Origin of the sequence: Mycolicibacter virginiensis (assembly GCF_022374935.2) — a bacterium.
Taxonomy (GTDB): domain Bacteria; phylum Actinomycetota; class Actinomycetes; order Mycobacteriales; family Mycobacteriaceae; genus Mycobacterium; species Mycobacterium virginiense.
This window is the reverse complement of record NZ_CP092430.2, coordinates 133,871-153,769: the sequence shown is the minus strand read 5'-3', so window position 1 is coordinate 153,769 and position 19,899 is coordinate 133,871. Positions and strand designations below refer to the sequence as shown.

General features: G+C 66.6%; 19 protein-coding genes. 11 read left to right on the top strand and 8 right to left on the bottom strand.

What is annotated here, in order from left to right:
- Positions 1-2: 2 nt before the first annotated feature.
- Positions 3-755 carry a DUF2786 domain-containing protein gene (locus tag MJO54_RS00785; protein WP_105294447.1) on the bottom strand — a complete coding sequence of 251 codons (753 nt, stop codon included), beginning with the start codon at positions 753-755 and terminating at the stop codon, positions 3-5.
- Between the two features lie 45 nt (positions 756-800).
- Entirely contained in the window at positions 801-1,652 is an 852-nt protein-coding gene (locus tag MJO54_RS00780) for an alpha/beta hydrolase (RefSeq protein WP_240175492.1), read from the bottom strand.
- A gap of 48 nt (positions 1,653-1,700) precedes the next feature.
- Here MJO54_RS00780 and MJO54_RS00775 point away from each other — a divergent pair, with 48 nt between their 5' ends.
- Together MJO54_RS00775 and MJO54_RS00770 are read left to right on the top strand one after the other, a co-directional pair.
- Positions 1,701-2,444, top strand: coding sequence for a glucose 1-dehydrogenase (locus MJO54_RS00775; protein WP_046283286.1), 744 nt, complete (start codon positions 1,701-1,703; stop codon positions 2,442-2,444).
- Between the two features lie 68 nt (positions 2,445-2,512).
- The gene (locus MJO54_RS00770) at positions 2,513-3,637 is read left to right on the top strand and encodes an NDMA-dependent alcohol dehydrogenase (RefSeq protein WP_046283287.1); all 1,125 of its coding nucleotides are present in this window, start codon (positions 2,513-2,515) and stop codon (positions 3,635-3,637) included.
- Between the two features lie 4 nt (positions 3,638-3,641).
- Here the strand turns inward: MJO54_RS00770 and MJO54_RS00765 are convergent, their stop codons facing one another.
- Positions 3,642-4,199: an LppA family lipoprotein gene (locus MJO54_RS00765; RefSeq protein ID WP_230987334.1), complete on the bottom strand. Its 558-nt coding sequence runs from the start codon at positions 4,197-4,199 to the stop codon at positions 3,642-3,644.
- On the bottom strand, positions 4,199-6,112 hold the full coding sequence (locus MJO54_RS00760) for a putative alpha/beta hydrolase (RefSeq protein WP_047320380.1): 1,914 nt from the start codon (positions 6,110-6,112) through the stop codon (positions 4,199-4,201). Before MJO54_RS00760 ends, MJO54_RS00765 begins: the two co-directional genes overlap by 1 nt.
- 65 nt (positions 6,113-6,177) lie before the next feature.
- On the opposite strand from MJO54_RS00760, the gene MJO54_RS00755 reads away from it, so the two are divergent.
- Positions 6,178-6,900 (top strand): pirin family protein, encoded by a 723-nt coding sequence (locus MJO54_RS00755; RefSeq protein ID WP_047320379.1) that lies wholly within the window; start codon positions 6,178-6,180, stop codon positions 6,898-6,900.
- A gap of 41 nt (positions 6,901-6,941) precedes the next feature.
- Here the strand turns inward: MJO54_RS00755 and tnpB are convergent, their stop codons facing one another.
- From tnpB to MJO54_RS00735, 4 genes are all read right to left on the bottom strand, one after another.
- Positions 6,942-8,402: an IS607 family element RNA-guided endonuclease TnpB gene (gene tnpB / locus MJO54_RS00750; protein WP_105294448.1), complete on the bottom strand. Its 1,461-nt coding sequence runs from the start codon at positions 8,400-8,402 to the stop codon at positions 6,942-6,944.
- A complete protein-coding gene (locus tag MJO54_RS00745; RefSeq protein WP_047320378.1) occupies positions 8,395-8,979 on the bottom strand; it encodes an IS607 family transposase in 585 nt (194 codons plus the stop codon). Before MJO54_RS00745 ends, tnpB begins: the two co-directional genes overlap by 8 nt.
- A gap of 69 nt (positions 8,980-9,048) precedes the next feature.
- Positions 9,049-9,675 carry an Rv1363c family protein gene (locus MJO54_RS00740; protein ID WP_047320411.1) on the bottom strand — a complete coding sequence of 209 codons (627 nt, stop codon included), beginning with the start codon at positions 9,673-9,675 and terminating at the stop codon, positions 9,049-9,051.
- A gap of 185 nt (positions 9,676-9,860) precedes the next feature.
- Positions 9,861-10,508, bottom strand: a complete 648-nt coding sequence (locus MJO54_RS00735; protein WP_052956957.1) for a hypothetical protein — start codon at positions 10,506-10,508, stop codon at positions 9,861-9,863.
- Positions 10,509-10,831: 323 nt separating this feature from the next.
- Between MJO54_RS00735 and MJO54_RS00730 the strand changes: the two genes are divergently transcribed.
- From MJO54_RS00730 to MJO54_RS00695, 8 genes are read left to right on the top strand one after another with little or no spacing between them, the layout of a single operon-like run.
- On the top strand, positions 10,832-11,701 hold the full coding sequence (locus tag MJO54_RS00730) for an MlaE family ABC transporter permease (RefSeq protein WP_047320377.1): 870 nt from the start codon (positions 10,832-10,834) through the stop codon (positions 11,699-11,701).
- 1 nt (position 11,702) lies between these two features.
- Positions 11,703-12,560: an ABC transporter permease gene (locus MJO54_RS00725; RefSeq protein WP_047320376.1), complete on the top strand. Its 858-nt coding sequence runs from the start codon at positions 11,703-11,705 to the stop codon at positions 12,558-12,560.
- A 1-nt stretch (position 12,561) separates the two neighbouring features.
- Positions 12,562-14,139, top strand: coding sequence for an MlaD family protein (locus MJO54_RS00720; protein WP_047320375.1), 1,578 nt, complete (start codon positions 12,562-12,564; stop codon positions 14,137-14,139).
- Positions 14,136-15,230, top strand: a complete 1,095-nt coding sequence (locus MJO54_RS00715; protein WP_046283295.1) for an MlaD family protein — start codon at positions 14,136-14,138, stop codon at positions 15,228-15,230. Before MJO54_RS00720 ends, MJO54_RS00715 begins: the two co-directional genes overlap by 4 nt.
- A complete protein-coding gene (locus MJO54_RS00710) occupies positions 15,223-16,266 on the top strand; it encodes an MCE family protein (RefSeq protein ID WP_047320374.1) in 1,044 nt (347 codons plus the stop codon). The genes MJO54_RS00715 and MJO54_RS00710 overlap by 8 nt, the downstream gene beginning before the upstream one ends.
- Positions 16,263-17,396, top strand: a complete 1,134-nt coding sequence (locus tag MJO54_RS00705; protein WP_082108104.1) for an MCE family protein — start codon at positions 16,263-16,265, stop codon at positions 17,394-17,396. The genes MJO54_RS00710 and MJO54_RS00705 overlap by 4 nt, the downstream gene beginning before the upstream one ends.
- Positions 17,397-17,399: 3 nt before the next feature.
- Complete coding sequence (locus MJO54_RS00700; RefSeq protein ID WP_047320373.1) at positions 17,400-18,638, top strand: MCE family protein; 1,239 nt, start codon at positions 17,400-17,402, stop codon at positions 18,636-18,638.
- The gene (locus MJO54_RS00695) at positions 18,635-19,885 is read left to right on the top strand and encodes an MlaD family protein (protein WP_047320372.1); all 1,251 of its coding nucleotides are present in this window, start codon (positions 18,635-18,637) and stop codon (positions 19,883-19,885) included. Before MJO54_RS00700 ends, MJO54_RS00695 begins: the two co-directional genes overlap by 4 nt.
- Positions 19,886-19,899 lie beyond the last annotated feature (14 nt).

The following is a 19,899-nucleotide window of genomic DNA, read 5'->3' as shown; positions in this document are numbered from 1 at the left end:
GCTCACCGCTCCAGCGCGGACCGCGCCACCGACAGCTCAGCACTCTCGCCCAGCCGGGCTGTGCGCCCAGCCCGATCCCCGGCCCGTCGTGCCGCGGACGAATAGCCCGCAGACGCCCGGGTGGCCCGCCAGGTGCCCCGCGCCTTGGACGTACCGCGGTAGAAGTCGCGCAGCTCGACCTCCTTGTTGCGCAACGCAATCGCGGTACCCGGCGGCCGGCTCCGGTCCTTCTCGGCATCGCGTCGGGTCTCGTCGCGGGCTTCGGCCAGCCGCTGGCCGACCCGAGCGCCGAAGGCCAGATGGAAGTTCAGGCGCGCGGTGATGGTCGGGGTGGGGCGGTGCGCACCGGTGGCGATATAGGCGTCCGACGCCCGGACCATCTGCACGACCAGGCTGGCGTAGAGCGCGTGGGTGGCGTCGATGTCCTCGGCGAAGCCGTAGGCGTAGACGTAGGTCGAGTTGGTCGCCACGTCGCAGCGCACGTCGTTGGCGGCGGCGATCACCACGAACAGCTGCACATAGGTGCGCAACCCCCGGGCGCCGGGCTCGCCGATGGTGATGGTGCGCTGCACCGGCGCGGTGGCCGCTGTCCGAGTGGCGGAGTGCGCGCGAGCCACCGCCAGGTCGATCGAGGTCGCGGTGGCCAGCCGCTGCGCCGCCGCCATGAACGCATCGGCTTCGTGGGCGTTGTCGGTGCCCTCGGCCTGGCGCAACAGTGCGGCGATCCGCGCCAACATCTTGTCGTCGGTGCTCATGGCCGCCACGCTAACCGACAGCGGCGACGCCGCGCCGACAGCAACTCACAGATGCGCGTCGATCCAGCCCACCACGTCGTCGAGCACCTGCGCACGCTCCGGCTCGTTGAATACCTCGTGGTAAAGCCCCGGATACACGGTCAGCCGCACATCGTTCGAGCCGACGCACTCCACCAGCCGCCTGCTGCCTTCGGCGGGCACCAGACCGTCGTCGGCGCCGTGCACCACCAGCAGCGGCGCCGTGAGCGCCTGCGCCCGCGTCGGCATGGTCTCGCCGACCTTGATCAGCGCCCGCGCCACACCGGCCGGCACCCGACCGTGGTGCACCAGTGGATCTTCGTTGTAGGCGACCACCACCGCCGGGTCGCGCGAGACCAGGGCACTGTCGAGTTTCTCCACCGGCAGGCTCGGCGCAATAGCCCCGACCGCTTTGGCGACGAAGGCCAACCCCGGCGACACCGTGTCGGTCATAGCCACCGCGGGCCCGGACAACACCATCAACTGGTAGTCGTCGGGGCGGTCGACGCCGTAGCTGAACACGATCGCCCCGCCCATGCTGTGCCCGAGCACCACCCGCGGCAGTCCGGGGTGCTCGCGGGCGGCGATACCCGCGCAGGTGTGGAAGTCATCGGTGTATTCGGCGATGCTGCGGCACAGCACGCGCTTGCCGCCCGAGCGCCCGTGTCCGCGGTGGTCCAGCGCGTAGGTCACCAGCCCCGCCGCAGCGAACCGTTCCGCGACGTGGTCATAGCGACGGGCATGCTCGCCGAAACCGTGGGAGAGCACCACCACGGCGCGCGGCGGAGTGTCCGGCGTCCAGGTGTCGTAGACGATCGGAACCCCCCGCACGCCTTCGAAGGTTCGCTCGGTGCGGGTCCCAGAGCCGGGGGATGCCATCAGGGCAGCGTAACGGGCAAAGTGTCCGCCCAGGTAACCTCGCCAGCCATGGGACGAGTCGAAGGCAAAGTTGCGCTGATCAGCGGCGGCGCGCGGGGCATGGGCGCTGCACACACCCGGGCGCTGGCCGCCGAGGGCGCCAAGGTCGTGATCGGTGACGTTCTGGAGGATGAGGGCAGCAAACTCGCCGACGAGCTGGGGGCCGACACCGCCCGCTTCGTCCGTCTCGACGTCACCCAGCCCGAGCAGTGGCAAGCCGCCGCCCAGGCCGCGGTCGATGCCTTCGGCAGCCTCGACGTCTTGGTGAACAACGCCGGGATCGCCAAATACAACGCCCTCGAAAACTTCGACCTGGCCGCCTGGCAGCAGGTTCTCGACGTCAACCTGACCGGGACCATGCTGGGCATGCACGCCGCCGTCGCTCCGATGAAGGCAGCCGGCGGCGGCTCCATCATCAACATCTCGTCGGTAGAAGGGATGCGCGGCACCGCCGGCCTGTACGGCTACGTCGCTTCGAAGTGGGGAGTGCGCGGGCTGGCCAAGGCCGCCGCTGTCGAACTGGCGCCGCACAACATCCGGATCAACAGTGTGCTGCCCGGGCTGATCCGCACCCGGATGACCATCGCGATCCCCGATGACTCGCTGCAGATTCCGCTGGGCCGGGGCGCCAAGTCGGCGGAGGTGTCCACCGCGGTGGTCTTCCTGGCTTCCGACGAGTCCTCCTACATGACCGGGGCCGACCTGGTGATCGACGGAGGCCTGTCGGTGGGCATTCCACACAAGACCAGCTAGGACAGCATTCTCCCAGCTAAGAGCACCCGTCAGGGCCGCTTCTGAAACGTGTTCTATGATGGCCGGTCATGAAGACCAAGGGCGCATTGTTGTGGGAGCTGAACTCGCCGTGGCGGGTCGACGAGATCGAGCTGGGCGACCCGGTTGAAGGCGAAGTCCAGGTCCGGATGCACGCCGCGGGCATGTGCCACTCCGACTATCACCTGACCACCGGGGCCACCCCGATCGGCCTGCCGGCACTCGGCGGCCACGAGGGTGCCGGGGTCATCACCAAGGTCGGCAAGGGCGTGACGGGCCTGGAAGAGGGCGACCACGTGGTGATGGCCTTCATCCCAGCCTGCGGCAACTGCCCGCCGTGCATGAAGGGCTTCCGTTCGCTGTGCGATCGGGGCGCGGTGTTGCTGGGCGGAAAGGCCATCGCCGACGGCACCAACCGGATCCACGCCGGTTCGCATGAAGTTTCCCCGATGAACCTGCTCGGCACGTTCGCGCCCTACATGACCGTGCATCAGGACTCGGTGGTCAAGATCGACAAGGACGTGCCGTTCGAGACCGCGGCGATCATGGGTTGCGCTGTGCCCACCGGCTTCGGCTCGGCCACCAACGTCGCCGAGGTCAAGCCCGGCGAGACCGTGATCATCGTCGGCGTCGGCGGCATCGGTATGAGCGCCCTGCAGGGCGCGGTGCTGTCCGGCGCGCGGCGCGTCATCGCGATCGACCCGGTGGCGTTCAAGCGTGATCAGGCCGTCAAGTTCGGCGCCACGCACGTCTACCCGTCCATGGCCGAGGCGATCATGCCGGTGATGGAGGAGACCTGGGGCCTGATGGCCGACAAGGTGATCATCGCGGTGGGCGACATGAAGGGCGAGTACATCGAAGAGGCGCTGACCCTGACCGCCAAGACCGGCACCTGCGTGGTCACCGGCATGGGCTCGATGGTCGACGCCGACGTCAAGTTGAACCTGTTCTTGTTCACCATGTTGCAGAAGACGTTGAAGGGCAACATCTTCGGCGGCGGTAGCTCGCACATCGAGACGCCTAAGCTGGTGGGCCTGTACAAGTCCGGGCTGCTCAAGATCGACGAGATGATCACCACGACTTACAAGCTGGAGGACATCAACTCCGGCTACGCCGACATGGTCGACGGCAAGAACATCCGCGGCGTGATCACGTTCGACGAATCGGACTGGTAGGCGGTTACTTCTTGTCCTGCGGCAGCCGGCAGCCGGTGTAGCCGGAAACCACGAGGTTTCCCCGATAGCCGACTTTGATGAAAAGACCGGTGGGGCCATAGAACCCGACGTCGTGATTGCCCGGCTGATCTTGCATGACCTGAATCTCGGTGGCGTCCAGCTTGGCGGCCGCCGCCTTGGCGGCCTCTTCGAGCTTGGCCCAGGCCTGCTCTGACACCGTGACATCCCGGGCAACCGCGTCCGGCAGGAAGTAACGCTTACCGTCGGTTTGCTCATATGGCCGCTCGCAATTTCCGCCATCTCCCTCGTCCAGGGTCTCCCAGACGATGGACGGGATGAGTTGTTTTGCGGCGGCGGTTATTTCATTCATCGTGGCGGCTACCTGAGTTTGAGTGTCCTCAAACGACGGCAACGACTTGAGAACGGCCAAGGCCTCGGCGGCGACGCTGGGCGGAGTGGGTTCATATGGTTGGGACACGTGACATCCTGCGGTTAGTGCGACGATGGCCAAGACAGCGAACAGGCATCGTCGCGGCTGGGGTGGGGACACTTGGTGAAACATCAATTTCCTTGAACCGCCTTGTCGCCCAGGCCGGCGAGGACCGCGGCGATGTTGTAGTTGGTCGTCCGAAGGCCTCCGCCGTCGGGGAAGCGGGGGTAGTCACTGTGCCCGTGAGCCTCTTGCAGGGTGATGGTGCCACCGTGGCCGTCGGTCACTGTGGAGGGTCCGGTGGCCAAGCGGGTGAATTCGGGGTTGGTGGCCGGGTTGGGCCCGAAGTCGCCGAGCTCGTTGTTGAGGTAGGTGCCGATGATCGGAATGCCCTGGCCGACAGCTCTGGCGTCGTAGACCCATTGGATCTTGTCGTCGGGGGCTTCCATGGCGAACACCTGACCAGGCTGCAGGTGCAGGTCCCCCGGTGTGGACGCCTCGATGCCGGGAGACCCGTAGAACAGCGCCCGCGACACCCCGTGATCGCCGGGCTCCTGCAGGGCCAGTCCGGTGGTCAGCGACCCGTAAGAATGCCCGATCGCGGTCAGGTCGGCGGGGCCGCCCAGGTGCGAGGCCTGGATGCCGTCGTAGAAGCGAGCCAGATCGTGGGCGCCGGCTCTGGCGAGGTCGTCGTGGGTGACGCCCCAGAGTCCGGCCAGCGATGCGGTCTTGTCGTCGAAGCCGGGAACCTGCGGCGGGTCGTACCCGATCCAGGCGATCGTCGAGACGGTATCGCTCTCGCGTCCCGGCTCGAACCGTAATTGCCGCAATGCTTCCCGTCTGACGTTGGTTGCTTCTTCGGTCATATTCCCGATGCCTCCGTGCACCGTGGTGTTCAGCCCGGGCGTGGTGACCGAGACATGGGTCGCCTTGTCCGGATCACCGACGGCAATGGCCGCGCGGGCCTGGGTGCCGCTGTGGGTGTCCAGCAGCATCAACTTGCGGTCTGGACTGCCACTGACGGCGGAATCGACGGCCTTGAGGTCGTCCAGGTACTTCGCGCCGTCCCTTGCCGCGTCGTACTGACGTTGCCAATTCTCGTAGGCGACGCGGTCGGCGAAGATCGCTCCCGGCTCGTTGGGTCGCGGGATGTTGTTGCCGGCAGCCCAGTCCGGGTGCTGGTTCTTCAACGCGTCGGCCTGCGCGGCGGCGCCCTGTGCCCGGCTGAGTTCGTCGGCCAGGTGCAGCTTGTTGTAGTGGTCGTAGCCCAGATGATCCGGCGGATCACAGGGCATGCCCGGATGGTTGCCGATGTTGTGGTCGGAGTTATACAGCCAGTCCTTCTGTCCAGGAGTCAGGCTGTTCCAGTAGTCGTTGAACTGTTTCGGGTCGTCGGGCACCGGTCCCGGTGGCGGTGTCGGCGCGTCCGCGTCGAATTTGCGCACCGCGATGTCGGGGTCGTAGCCGTCCCGCACCCGCAGGTTCGTCAAGGCCTGTTGCAAGGTCTTGGAGTAGCCGTTGCGGATGACCGTGGCGTTGTGCAGCGCGGTCTCGGTGTCGTCCTCGGCCAACTGGCGGCACTGGGCGATGTCCGCGTCGTGGTCGTGGCCCTGGCTCTCCTGCTCCAGGTACACGCCGATGCGGGCGTCGAGGACGATCAGGTTGGCGTTGAGCGCGGTGATGTTGGCCAGCGAGGCGGTGCGGGCTTGGGCCAAGGCGGCGGCGATGGTCTCCAGGTCGGCCGCGATCTGGCCGAGCTGTTGGTTGGTGGCGTGCAGGCCGTCCTTGACCCGCTGCACCTCGGCGCTGTTGTTGATCGGTTGCTCGCCGTTCTCCCGGTTGTACTGCTCGAAGTGCTGCTGGGCGGTGACAAAGGTTTCCTCGGCCGAGGTGGCCGAGCCTGCGGCGGAGTGGAACGCCTGGGCCAGGAAGTTGATCTGGGTGGGGCTGCCGGCCTGCAGACTGTCGTCGATCGCCCACGGGTCGCCGCCGGCCGCCGCGATGAGGCCGTCCACCTGGAGGTGCTGCAGGCTGGGGCGGCTCACCCGACCGAGGCTAACCGGTTGCGACCAGCGGAACCAGCCGCATTGGCACGCTAACCTTGGAAGTCATGACCGGCCTGCTCGAGGTGCGACGGGCTGACGACCGTGCGGCCACTCGGGCGCCGTGGCTCAACTCGCGGCATTCGTTCTCGTTCAACGATTACTACGACCCGGACAACACCCATCACGGGCTGCTGCTGGTCAACAACGATGATGTCGTGGAACCGGGTGCCGGCTTTGACACCCACCCCCACCGCGACGCCGAGATCGTCACCTGGGTGCTGTCCGGCGCGTTGAGCCATCGCGATTCGATCGGCAACGCAGGCGTCATCCATCCCGGTCTGGCGCAACGGATGTCGGCGGGCACCGGCATTCTCCATTCGGAGCAGAACGAATCTTCTTCCGAACCGGTGCATTTCGTGCAGATGTGGGTCATGCCGGACTCACCGGGGCGTCCACCGGGCTATCAGCAGCAGGAGATCGGTGACGCGTTGGCGGGCGGCCGGCTGGTCACCGTCGCCTCAGGCCGCGACCAGGACGCCGCGATCACTGTGGGCAATGCCGACGCGACCCTCTACGCCGCTCGGCTGCAGTCCGGCGACAGCGTCGAGGTGCCCGATGCCCCGTACGTGCACCTGTTCGTCGCCCTCGGCGGTGTCGAGTTGGAGGGAGCCGGCGCCTTGGATGCCGGCGACGCGGTCCGCTTCACCGGCGGCGGTGGTCAACGCCTGGCTGCGGTCGCGCCGTCGGAGGTGTTGATCTGGGCGATGGAAAGGCGGCTGGGCCGTTAAGCCGTTGCCTTTTGGTGAGCGAATGTGAGTGCATTCGTTCATCAGGCAGCCTCGCCTTGCGGTGAGGCGGTCCCCGTCTGATCCACCGGGTGGTGGTGCGGGGTTGACGTTTCATCACCGGCGGCGTCGCCCGCTGGCGCGGGTTCGGTCTCACGCGTGGCTCCACGTCCTGCCACCGGGCCACTCCCGGCGGGACTCCGTTCACCCACGGGTGTGGGTACGCCGAGTCGGGCGAGGTTGATTGCAGCACCCAGATCACGATCGACCCGCGTACCGCATTCGTCACAGGCGAAGACTCGATCGGCGAGGGTGAGGTTTGGCTTTCGCCTCCCACACGCCGTGCACAACTTCGAAGACGGAAAATATCGGTTGGCCTCCACCAAATGGCAGCCGTACCACTGTGTCTTGTAGCCCAGCATGCCCCGGATCTGGGCCAGCGCAGCATCGGCGAGGGCACGGTTGAGCCCGCGCTTGTAAGCGCCGCCTTTGGAGCGCATGCCCGCGGCGTTCAGAGTTTCGACCACCACGACCTGGTGCTGCTGGGCCAGCACGGTGGTGGCCTTGTGCAGTACGTCGCGGCGCACCGCCGCGGCGTACGCATGGGTGCGCCCGATCCGGGCCTGAGTGCGCCGCCACCGCATCGACGGAGCCCGCCTGGTCCTGGCGGCCGGGTCATAGGGGCCGTGTTGGCGGGCGGCTCGGCGCTGCAACGCCCGCAACCGGGATTGCGCCGCGCTCAGGGACTTCGGCGCCGGGATCCGATCGACCTCGACACCGTCCGGTGTCGCCACGACCAGCAGACTGTCCGCTTTCACCCCAACATCAACCCCGACGACGGGATGCACCGACCGCAGAGCGTGCGCGGGTCGGGTCTTGGCGGCGACGATGGTCTGTAGCGCGCAATGCCAACGCCCGGCACTGTCTTGACCCACGGTGGCCGACAAGATCCGCGCCGTGCCGGCCTCGATGCGACGGGCCAGCTTGCGGGTCGATTCATGGGTGCGCACCGCACCCAGCCGCGGCAGGCTGACATGCCGGCGGTCAGCCTCGATGCGAATCACCCCGGTGGTGAACCGCACCGAGCGCCGAGCACGGGCCGACTTGAACCGCGGGAAGCCCACCGCGCGGCCAGCGCGCTGGCCCTTGCGGGACTTCGACCACGCGTCCAGCCCGCGTGCCAACCCATCCAGCCCGGTGTTGTAGGCCTCCTTCGAATTCTCGCCCCACCACGGAGCACAGTCGGCTTTGCGCTGATTCCAGACCTTGCGCAACGCCGGCAACGACCACCCCAACACCGGGGTCAACTGATCCTCGGCGATGCCGTAGGACCGTTCGGCGGCCCGCTGATCGTTTACCGCTTTCACCAACGCGAGCATGTGATTATGCGCGAACCGTGCCGCACCAGCATGAGACGCCAACACCCGCAACTGAATTGGCGTGGGATCCAGGCCGAACCGGTACGCCTGCGCCACCCAGCCCTCAGGCACCTCGAACCTAGCCATCCACACCAGCCCCGACATGCTTGGTGGCCGTCACCGCCCGCATCGCCCGATTACGCGCTCCCCGCCGACCGTAGAGGCGCGCGCACATCGAGGTCAGCACCTCGATCATGTCGCGCACCAAATCGTCTTCGGTCTCACCCTGATCTGTCACCACGATGCGCCGGCCCTGCGCGGACAACGCGGCTTCGAGATGCTCGACTCCGAAACGGGCCAGCCGGTCACGGTGCTCCACAATCACCACACTGGCAGAAGGGTCGGACAACACCCGCCGGATCTTCGGCCGTTTCCCGTTCAGCCCGGACCCGACCTCGCACACCACCTCGCCCACCACATACCCCCTGGCGGTAGCCCACTGCGTCAGTCGCGCGACCTGGCGCTCCAGGTCCGCACGCTGATCGTGCGAAGACACCCGCGCATACACGACCGTGCGGCCGGCAGCCGACATGTCGGCCACGTCGACCCAGATCGTCCCCGACTCCAGCCGGCGAGCAGGCACCGGCATCCGGTCCTCCCGGAACCACCGATACGCAGTTTGCGGATGCACCCCCAGTATCCGCGCCCACTCAGCCAATTTCACACACTCAATGAAACACACATTCGATCACGAATAATCACATTCTGACGAACAGTTCAGAACCCCCCGCGGTCAGGGCATCTCGACCTTGGCGGCCAGCCAACGGCCGTTCACCTTCTCCATGGTGATCACGATGCGGCTGCGGTCGATCTGCGCTTGGGGTGCGGTTTTGTTGCTCACCGACTGATCGACGAACAGCAGCACCTCGACCTTGTTCTTACTGGCGGATTTGACCGCCGAGTCGATGACGGTGCCGTGCGCGGACGCTTTGTTGTCGATCAGCAGTTGGCGCAGCTGCTCGCTGGACGCGCTGTAGACGTCCTTGAACTCACCGGTGGCTCCGTCGAGGATTTCGGCGAAGTTCTTGTCGATCGCGGTGGGGTCCACACTGGTGAGCGCCAGGGTGTATTTCTCGGCTGCCTCCAGCGCCTGCGCGGCGGCCACGGTGCGCTGGTGGTGGGCGAACAGCAGCCAGCCCTCGTAGGCCGCCCCGATCAGGCCCAGCGCCAGGACCGCCGCGGCGACCCACCGCCGGTTCGGCTTCAGGCCGCCGATGCCTTGCTTGGGCTTGTCGGCTTCGTCGGCGGAGTCGTCGGCGGACTCGTCGGCGGACTCGTCGACCGCACCCTCGGCGGACTCGGTATCGGCGGTCTCGGTGTCCGTGGTCTCGGTGTCGACGGTCTCGACCGCCGGTTCCACGGCCTCGGTTTCGGTAGCCGCCTGCTCGTCCTCACGGTCCGACACCTGAACTACCTCTCGTGGTCCGCCTGCTGGGGGCCGTCCGGCCGCAACGCCCCCCGAACCTACCCCAACCCGCTCCCGCGGGTTCTCGCTTGATGGCGGCGACCTGCAGCGCCCGGCTTCGCCGCGCTTGCAATCGCCGCTTAGGTGCAGGCCCGGGAATTCCGCAGGGCGTTGGCCCATCCGATTGCGGAGTCGATGTGTGGGCGGGTGAAGCCTGCCGGCTGCTTTTTGCGCATGCTGTCGGCGATGCGCGACAGCTGGAACAGCACGCCGGTCAGCTGTTCCCCGCCGTAGATCGGCGAGTAGGGACCGAAGTTGTCGGGGGTGTTGCGGATGGTCAACGGCTGCAGTCGTGGCCCCAGGAAGCCGGTCGACCGGTCGATGTTGGCCACCACCGCATCCGCCTGCGACTGCACGCCGGCGTAGGCGTCGCGGTGGTCGGCAAGGTTGCGGTTGAAGGCGTTGATCTGCCCCATCAACGGGTCGAACTGCGCGTTGAACCACTGGCACGAATCCGACATGCCGCCGATCATCTCGGGCGTCACCTGATAGGTGAAGGTGCTGTACGGCCAGATGTCCATGTGTGGAGACCAGTCGGTGGGCGCGGGGGTGAATCCCGGAAGCGCCGGCGGCTGATCCGGGTCGGCGAGCGCGGAACCCGGTGCCAGCACACCGGTGACTGCCGTCGCACACGCGACTGTGGCAGCGATCTGGGTCCACCCTGCCCGCTTCGGCACCGCCCCGATCTCCTTCCACGTCTCGCGCTTGTCCCGGTCGAGTATCGCCATCGACGCCCGCACGAGGATGCCAAAACCACGAAAACGCGTGCTACTGGCCGGTAACTCCGCCATAACCGGAGTCATGTTGCCTGAAGCGCCCTTGCCGGGGCATTGTGTCCGACATCATGTCCGGATGAAAGGTCGCGGCGAGACCCCATGAGCTCATCCCCCTTGGTAGCCATGCGTATCCTTTTTATCTACCCACCAGTTGGTCCGAGAAGTTCCGAACCCTACCGCGGAGTACGAACGCTGACTATGGTGGCCGCCATGGATCATCTGCCGCACCCGCGAACGGCAACCTCAGGTGATCTCACGACCACGATCGGCGACAAATGACCACCCAGGACGACCGCGACCTCGCCGCCGAGCCTGCGCTCGACGGAGTGGCAGCCATCCAGGACTGGACCGCCGGTTATGTCAACCGCCACCCGCTGGCCTCGCTGACCACCGTCGGCGAACAGTGCGTCCTGGCGGTGCGCACCGTGCAGTACTTCTTCTCCGACCTGTTCGGCGGCCGATTCCAATGGGGCGAGTTCGTCCGGCAGAGCGCCTTCATGGCCAACACCGCTGTGCTGCCGACGGTTTTGGTCGCATTGCCGATCGGGGTCACGCTCTCCATTCAGTTCGCGCTGCTGGCCAACCAGGTCGGCGCCACCTCACTGGCCGGCGCGGCTGCCGGGCTCGCTGTCATCCGGCAGGCTGCCTCGCTGGTGGCGGCCATGCTGATGGCCGCCGCGGTCGGGTCGGCCATCACCGCCGACCTGGGTTCGCGAACCATGCGCGAGGAGACCGACGCCATGGAGGTGATGGGCGTCTCGGTGATCCGTCGGCTGGTGGTCCCCCGCTTCGCCGCGGCCATCATGATCGGCGTAGCGCTGACCGGAATCACCTGCTTCGTAGGCTTTTTGGCCAGCTACCTGTTCAACGTGTATTTCCAGAAGGGCGCGCCCGGCAGTTTCGTGGCCACGTTCTCCTCGTTCGCCACCACCGGCGACATGATCGTCGCGCTGATCAAGGCCGTGGTCTACGGCGCGATCGTCGCGGTGGTGTCCTGCCAGAAGGGACTGTCCACCCGCGGCGGTCCGGCCGGCGTCGCCAACTCGGTGAACGCTTCGGTGGTCGAGTCGATCCTGGTTCTGATGATCGTCAATGTCGGCATCAGCGAGCTCTATAACGTGCTCTACCCACGGACGGGGCTGTGAGATGACCGCGTCGTCCTATGTCCCGGCATTCGCGCGCCCGCTGCTGCGCGCCTACCGGATGGCGTCCGAGCCGACCATCCGCTTGGGACACATGCTGGTGTTCTTCGGCCGCGCCGCGGCCGGTGTTCCGACCGTGCTACGTCACTACCGCAAGGAGTTTCTGCGGTTGCTCTCCGACATCGCCTGGGGCAACGGCTCCATCGTGGTGGGTGGCGGCACCGCTGGGGTGGCGATCGTCCTGGGCTTCACCGCCGGTGCGCTGGTGGCGATCGAGGGCTACAACTTTCTGAATCTGCTGGGGCTGGGGCCCGCGACCGGCATCATCTCATCACTGGTCAACACCCGCGAGCTGGCACCGATCATGGCCTCGATGGCGTTCGCGATGCAGGCCGGTTGCCGCTTCACCGCGCAGCTCGGCGCCATGCGAATCGCCGAGGAGATCGACGCCCTCGATTCGATCGCGATCCGGCCCATTCCGTTCCTGGTCACCACCCGACTGCTGGCCGCGACCATCGCGGTGATCCCGCTCTACGTGGCCTGTCTGGCGATCACCTACCTGACCTGCCAGCTGGTCACCGGCATCATCGGCGGCGGCTCCATCGGCCCGTACACGCACTACTTCACAATGATGTTGAGCGGCAAGGACATCGTCTACTCCGTGCTCAAGTGCGTGGTGTTCGTGTGGCTGGCCTCTACCGTGCAGTGCTACTACGGCTTCTACGCCTCCGGCGGACCCGAAGGCGTCGGGGTGGCCTCCGGCCGGGCCATGCGGGCTTCCATCACGATCGTGATCATGGTCAACATGCTGCTGACGATGGCGCTGTGGAGCATCGACGCCGGCGCAAGGTTCGGTGGCTGACATGGCCAACTCGCTCGACACCGACGGCCGCGGCCCCTCCGAACAGCAACTGCTGGGCGCGGGGATCGCGGTCCTGCTGGTGATCGCGCTGACCACCGGCGGCCTGTTGGCCAAGTCCACCGGCATGCTCAACTCCTACGTGCGGGTGGTGGCCGACCTGATCAACGTCGGCGACGGGCTGCCGGCCCAGTCCGACGTCAAGTACCATGGCCTGCTAGTCGGTAATGTCACCGACGTGATCCCCGCCGCCTACGGCAAACCCAACTACGTACACATCAACCTCAAGCCCGACTACGCCAAGGACATCCCGCATTCGGTGACCGCCCGCGTGGTGCCGTCCAACGTTTTCGCGGTCTCGTCCATCCAGCTGGTGGACTCCGGAACCGGTGGACCCACCATCCGTACCGGCACCCACATCGCCGAGAACGGCGAACTGTCCACGGTGATCTTCCAGACCACCGTGTCCAAACTGCGCGACATCCTGGCCGCCACCGGTCGCGGGCGCGAAGACCACAGTCTGGGCATCCTGGCCGCCGTCGGCGCGGCCACCGACAATCGGCGCGTCGCGTTGCTCAATGCGGGCGCGCACATGTCCCGGCTGCTCGATCAGCTCAACGGCATCGTCGCCACCGACCCCGGCCCATCGACCGTCTCGGCCTTGCTCGATGCCACCCATGGCCTGCAGTCCACCGCTCCCGACCTCGTCGACGCGCTGCACCAGGCCGTCGAACCGATGCGCGCGTTCGCCCAGAAGCGCGCCGAGTTGGCCTCGTTGGTCGGCGGTGGCCAGCACACCGTGGGTGTGGCCCGGGAAGCCCTGGACAACCACATCGACCAACTGATCCAGATCACCCACGACCTCACGCCCGTTGTTGGCGTGCTGGCCAACAACGCCGACAAGTACGTCCCGATCTTCACCCGGGTCAATCGGCTCTCCGAGAAATTCTTCGACCACTTCTACGACCCCGACCTCGTCTCCAAGAACACGCGGTTCAACCTGTCGTTCACCCCGATGCACACTTACACCCGCGCGGACTGCCCGCAGTACGGCGAGCTGAAGGGGCCGAGCTGCTTCACCGCGCCGATGATCGAGGTGCGTTCCGAGCTGCCTGAGAACATGCTGCCGCAGAACTACCACTTCCCGGCCGGCCTGGAACCGCCGGCGGGCACCGAGATCGGCCCGGATGGGAACCTCCGTGCCGTCGGACCGCCCCTGGTCAACCCGAATCGCAGCCTGGAGGGCACCAACCCGCCGCTGCCGTGGTGGACCGGCCCGGCCCCCCGGATTCCCAGCACCGGCGACCCGCTCGACCTCGGCCCGCCGCCTCCGCCCGAGCCGCCAATCCCGTCACTGCCGCATGCACCGGAGTGGCAGCCGGCCTCCCCGATGGCGCCCGCGGCCCCCGCGGCCTTCGGCGGCAACGTGGGTCCGGTCGGCAGCCAGGCCGAACGCAACCAGCTGGGCCTGATCACCGGCCAGCGTGAGCCGGCATCTGTGGCGGCGCAGCTGCTGCTCGGCCCGGTCGCCCGCGGTAACGCGGTCTCGTTCGTACCCGCCGACACGGGAGGCCACAAATGAGATTCCGCGGCCCGCTGATCGGACTGTCCATCTTCATGGTCGTCTCGATGGTGCTGACCTGGCTGGTCTATGCCACGCTGCGCCGCGACGTCTCTGGTGCGACGACGCCGTATGCGGCCGTGTTCACCGATGTGTACGGCCTGCGCGAAGGCGACGACGTCCGGATGGCCGGGGTCCGGGTGGGCCGGGTCGACGAGGTGGCATTGGAAGGGAAGTTAGCGAAGGTCTCGTTCATCGTCCAAAGCAACCAGAAGCTGTATGCCAACACCGTCGCGTCGGTGACCTACCAGAACATTATCGGGCAGCGTTATCTCGGGCTGTCGCTGGGCAAAGACGGCGAGTACACCGGGGGGGACGAACGAGTGCTGCCCCGCGGCGGCGTGATCGGGGTGGACCACACCGAACCGTCCTTCGACGTCGGCGCGCTGCTCAACGGCTTCAAACCGTTGATGTCGCTGCTGGATCCCAAGCAGGCCGACGATCTGACCCGGGGTGTGCTGGAGTCGCTGCAAGGCGACCAGGCGTCTATCACCGCACTGGTGGATCAGTCGTCGACGCTCACCGCGACGCTGGCCGGGCGCGACGAGGTGCTCGGCGACCTCATCACCAGCCTGAACCGGCTTACCGGCACCATCGCCGGGCAGAACGATCAGTTGGACCACGCGCTGACGCAGGCCCGGCGAGCGGTCGCCGACCTAGACTCGCGTCGCCCGGCATTGCAGTCCTCGGTCGGCTCCCTGGCCCAGGTGACCCGGCAGCTGTCGACGATCGCCGACGAGGTCTTCCCCTCCCTGGATGAGATGATCAACCGGGAACCCGGGTTCTCCAAGCACATGGCCGGAATCGAGCCGCAGCTGGCTTTCACCGGCGACAACCTGCCACTGCTGCTCAAAGGCCTGGGTCGGGTACTCGGGGACGGCGCCTACGGCTCCACGTATGTCTGCGACCTGAACATCACCGGGTTCTTTCCCGGCCTCAACGACATCACCACGATCATCGTCAACGCCGCCACGCCCGGCAACGCCACGCCCATCACCATGAAGAACCTGGCCTGGCACACCCCGAGATGCAGGAACACCGTCAATGGATAATCAGTCGCTCCGCAGGTGGCGCTCCCGGACACTGGAGTCCTACAACACCACCTGGCTGGGGTTCGCGGCATTGGCGGTTGTCGCGGTCGTCGTCGCCGCGGCGCTGCTGGTCAAGCTGGCCGGCTTCGGCTACACCCGCTACACCGCGGAGTTCGCCCAGGCCGCGGCGCTGGCGCCGGGCAATCCCATCGTGATCGCGGGCATCGAGGTGGGCCGGGTAACGAGCATGCGGCTCGCCGGCGATCACGTCGAGGCCGGTTTTACCGTGCGCAACAACATTCCGCTGGGCAAAGACACCGGGGCCAAAATCCAGGTGATGACGATCCTCGGGTCGCGCTACCTGCGACTGGAACCCGACGGCCCGGGTTCGCTGCCCGACAAACGGATCCCGCTCGCCCACACCGAGGTGCCCTATTCGCTGGAGTCGCTGCTAGAGGACGCCACCACCACATTCGACCAGGTCGACTCCGACCAGTTCGGCCAGTCCCTGGCCGTGCTCGGCCAACAGCTGAGCGGGCTGCCCCCGGTGGTTCCACAGGCGATGGCCAATCTGCACACGCTGTCGAAGATCACCGCCGACCGGCGTGATCAGCTCGGCACCCTGCTCGCCAGCACCCAGCGGGTGGCCAACACCTTGCACAACCAGCAGACGAACCTGGGCAACCTGGTCGATCAGGGCCAGGATTTCCTCGGGGAACTGGTAGCGCGACAGCACACCTTCCACGCCATGCTGGCTGCGCTGACCAGTCTGGTGGGTCAACTGAACAACATCGTGGTCAGCGACCGGACGATGCTCGACGACATGCTGGCCAACCTGCGTGCGCTATCCGACATGCTCGGCCAGCATGACGACCTGCTGCGCAGCCTGCTGCAGGCCGCACCGCCGCCATTGCGGGGTCTGACCAATGCCACCGGCTACGGACCGGCTTTCGAAACCTACCTAGTTAACGGGATGGCGATCGACTCGTGGATGTGCGCGATCAGTGGCCGCGCCAAGCAGTTCGGCATGATCGAGTACTTCAAGGACTGCAAATGAGCGCCCCGCCGACCGCCACCCGCAGCCGCCGCCGTGTCGCCGCGCTGGTGAGTGCGCTGACCGCAGGAGTACTGCTCGTCACTGCCGTGGCCGCCTACTACCTCAACCCGTTCGGCGGACACATCACCGTCACCGCCCAATTCGGCAGCGCCGCAGGCCTCTACGAGGACAATGTGGTTGCGGTGCTCGGAATGCCGGTGGGCAAGGTCACCAAGATCACCCCGAAGGGCGGGTACGTCGAGGCCGAGTTCACCGTCGACCGCAACGTAAAGATCCCAGCCAACGTGCACGCGGTGACCATCAACACCTCGATCCTCACCGCTCGGCAAGTCGAACTGACGCCAGCCTATACCGGCGGTCCGGTGTTGGCCGACCACACCACTATCGGGCTGAACCGCACCCGGACACCAGTGGCATTCGATCGTGTGCTTGACATGCTCGACAGGGTTTCGAAGTCGCTCAGCGGCGACGGCAACGGCAACGGGCCGGTAGCCGACGTGATCAACGCCGCCGCCGACATCGCCGGCGGCAACGGCGCGAAGATCAAGTCGGCCCTGAGCGAATTGTCTCGGGCGTTGCGACTGAGCTCCGACCGCGGCGAGGCGACCGGTGATCAGTTGACCTCGATCATCGTCAATCTTAGCTCGCTGATGGACGCGGCGGCCCGCAATGACGCGAGGCTGCGTCAATTCGGTTCCACCACCCGCCAATTGAGTCAGATGCTCGCCGACGAGGACTTCGGGGCGGGACGCACTGGGCGTAAGTTCAACGAGATCATCACGCAGGCGACCGCCCTGCTGCAAGCCAACCGTGACAACCTCAAGCAGAGCATCCTCAACGGCGACACTGCCGTAACCACCCTCGTGGATAAGCAGCGCGACCTGGCGGAGCTAATAGACCTGCTACCGCTGGCGCTGGACAACATCTACAACGCCGTCGACACCAACAACGGGGCGATCCGGGCTCACACCCTGGTCGACAAGAGCCTGGTCGACAGTCAAAGCACCAAGGAGCTGTGCAACATGATGCATTTGCGGCAATTAGGCTGCGGCACCGGAACCTTGGCGGATTACGGCCCGGACTTCGGGCTGACGTACGTCCTCGACGGACTCTCGATGATGGGGCAGTAGGCGATGGCATTGCGACGGAAACGAACGCCCAGGGCGACGCTGGCGCTGCTGTGCAACGCGGTCATCACTGCTGGCTGCACCACCAGTGGGCTGGACAGTCTGCCGTTGCCAGCTCCCGGCATCGGCAGCGGCGGCTATCTCATCACCGCGGTGTTCGCCAACGCGCTGAATCTGCCCGGGCACGCCAAGGTGAAGCTCTCCGGCGCCGATGTCGGCCAGCTGGAGTCGATAGTCGCCCGTAACTACACTGCAGTCACCACGCTGCGCATCATGGACGGTGTCCGGATTCCGTTGGGCAGCACGGCTGAATTGCGGTCGGCGACCCCGCTCGGTGACGTCTTCGTGGCGGTCAAACCGCCGACTCAGGTCGACCCGTCGACGCCGCTGCTCAAGGGTGGCGACATCATCGGGCTGGAGTTCACCGCGTCGGCTGCTACGGTAGAATCGGTGCTGAGTTCGGCGGCGCTTCTGGTCAACGGTGGGGCTGTGCAGAACTTCACCAATATCGTCAACGGCGCCGGCAAGGCGACCGGCGATCAGGGCCAGGCGTTCGGCAGGCTGATCAACCAGTCCAATGAGCTGCTGACAAAACTCAACGCCCGCTCCGGTGAGATCGAGACCGCGCTGCGTGAGACCAGCCGGCTTGCCGACCGGCTTGATGCCCGCAGCGCGGCGCTCACCGATGTGCTCGACGCGGCGGGTCCGGCCACCGACACGCTGGTGGACAACACCGGTCGGCTGGCCGATCTCGTCGAGCAACTCGGCGCGACCAGCCAGCAGCTGGCCCGGTTCCCGTCGATTGCCGGGACCGACGCTTCCGGGCACAGCTTCATCAAGGACGCCAACGTGCTCGCTGGCGCATGGAACGACGTGGCTATCGACCCCGACACCAGTCTGGCCGCGCTGAACCGGTTGCAGGCGCCGATCATCAAGATGACAGCTGGGTCGGCGGTTTCGTTACGGGCAGGTTTTGACAGGCTGGTGTGGGGGTCGATGCCTGACGCCGGCTTCAAAGGAGACCCAGCATTTCACGGCCCGAAGCGCTACGACTGGGCGAAGCTGGCCGGCTCCATCAAGTACGCGCTGTGGCGACTACAGGAGCGCGTGGTGGGGCGCGGCCCGGACTCCGATATGGGGCTGGCGCCGTGGACCGCGGTCGGCCCGCCGATACCTCCCACCCCGGCGGAGGGCGATGTAGCAGCAGCGGAGCTCGGCCCGCCGGGACCAGGGCCGACACCATGATCGAGGCACTCAGCCGGCGCATCGTCGGCTTGGTCCGCGCCGGCGACCGGCGAAAGAACCTGCTGTCAGGGCTCGCGTTGGCGATGACCCTGGTGGTCGCGACCGGCTACCTGCTGGTGGGGGCGCTGCGGGTGAACCCGGCCCGCTCGACCTACCAGATCACGATCGCGCTGCCGGATTCCGGTGGGCTGCTGGCCAACCAGGACGTGTCGGTTCGCGGCGTTCCGGTGGGCCGGATCGAGTCGCTGCGGGTCAGCGGTACCGGTGTCGATGCGGTCGCCAACATCTCCTCGACGGTGAAGATTCCGGCGGCCAGCACGGTGCGCGTGTCGGGCCTGTCAGCCGCCGGTGAGCAGTACATCGACTTCGAGCCCCCGTCGGAGACCGGACCGTTCCTGTCCGCCGGCAGCGTCGTCTCGCGGGACCGCGCCACAACCCCGATCCCGATGTCGCAGTTGCTCGCCGACGCCAACGGCATGCTGGCGCAAACCGATCCGCGCAAGCTCGACCTGATCAAAAAGGAGCTCAGCCTGTCCGACGAGGGTCCGCAGAAGCTGACCGACATCGTCAACGGCGGCACCTTTTTGCTGTCCACCCTGGATTCGGTGCTGCCGGAGACGGTGAGCCTGCTGAAGTCGAGCCGGGTGGCGCTCACCATGCTCAGCGATGTCAACAACGGGGTGGCCGTGACGACCGAGAACCTCGACAAGGTGCTCACGGGCATCAACCGGATGATCGGCGGCTACCATCGATTGGTCGACCAGGCGCCCGGGATGCTGTCGGCGGTCGACGGACTCTTCGATGACAATTCCGACACCATGGTCGGGTTGCTGGGCAACCTGACCACCGCGGCTCAGCTGCTCTATGTCCGGACTCCGGCGCTCAATGCGTTGTTCCCCGCCTACCGCGGTTCGACGCTGGAGGCGCTCGGTACGGCCTTCCACGACAACGGGTTGTGGTTCACCGCCGACCTCTATCCTCGCTACACCTGCGATTACGGGACCCCGCGGCGGCCCCCTTCTGCGGCGGACTACCCGGAGCCGTTCCTGTACGGCTACTGCCGTGACACCGACCAGTCCGTGCTGGTGCGCGGCGCCCACAATGCGCCACGCCCACCCGGCGATGACACCGCGGGACCGCCGCCCGGTGCAGACCTGGCGGCGACCACCGACCCGACACCCAAGGGCCGCTATACGATTCCCACCCCCTACGGCGGTCCGCCCCTGCTGATCGAGCCGCCTCGTTGATGCTCAAGGAGATG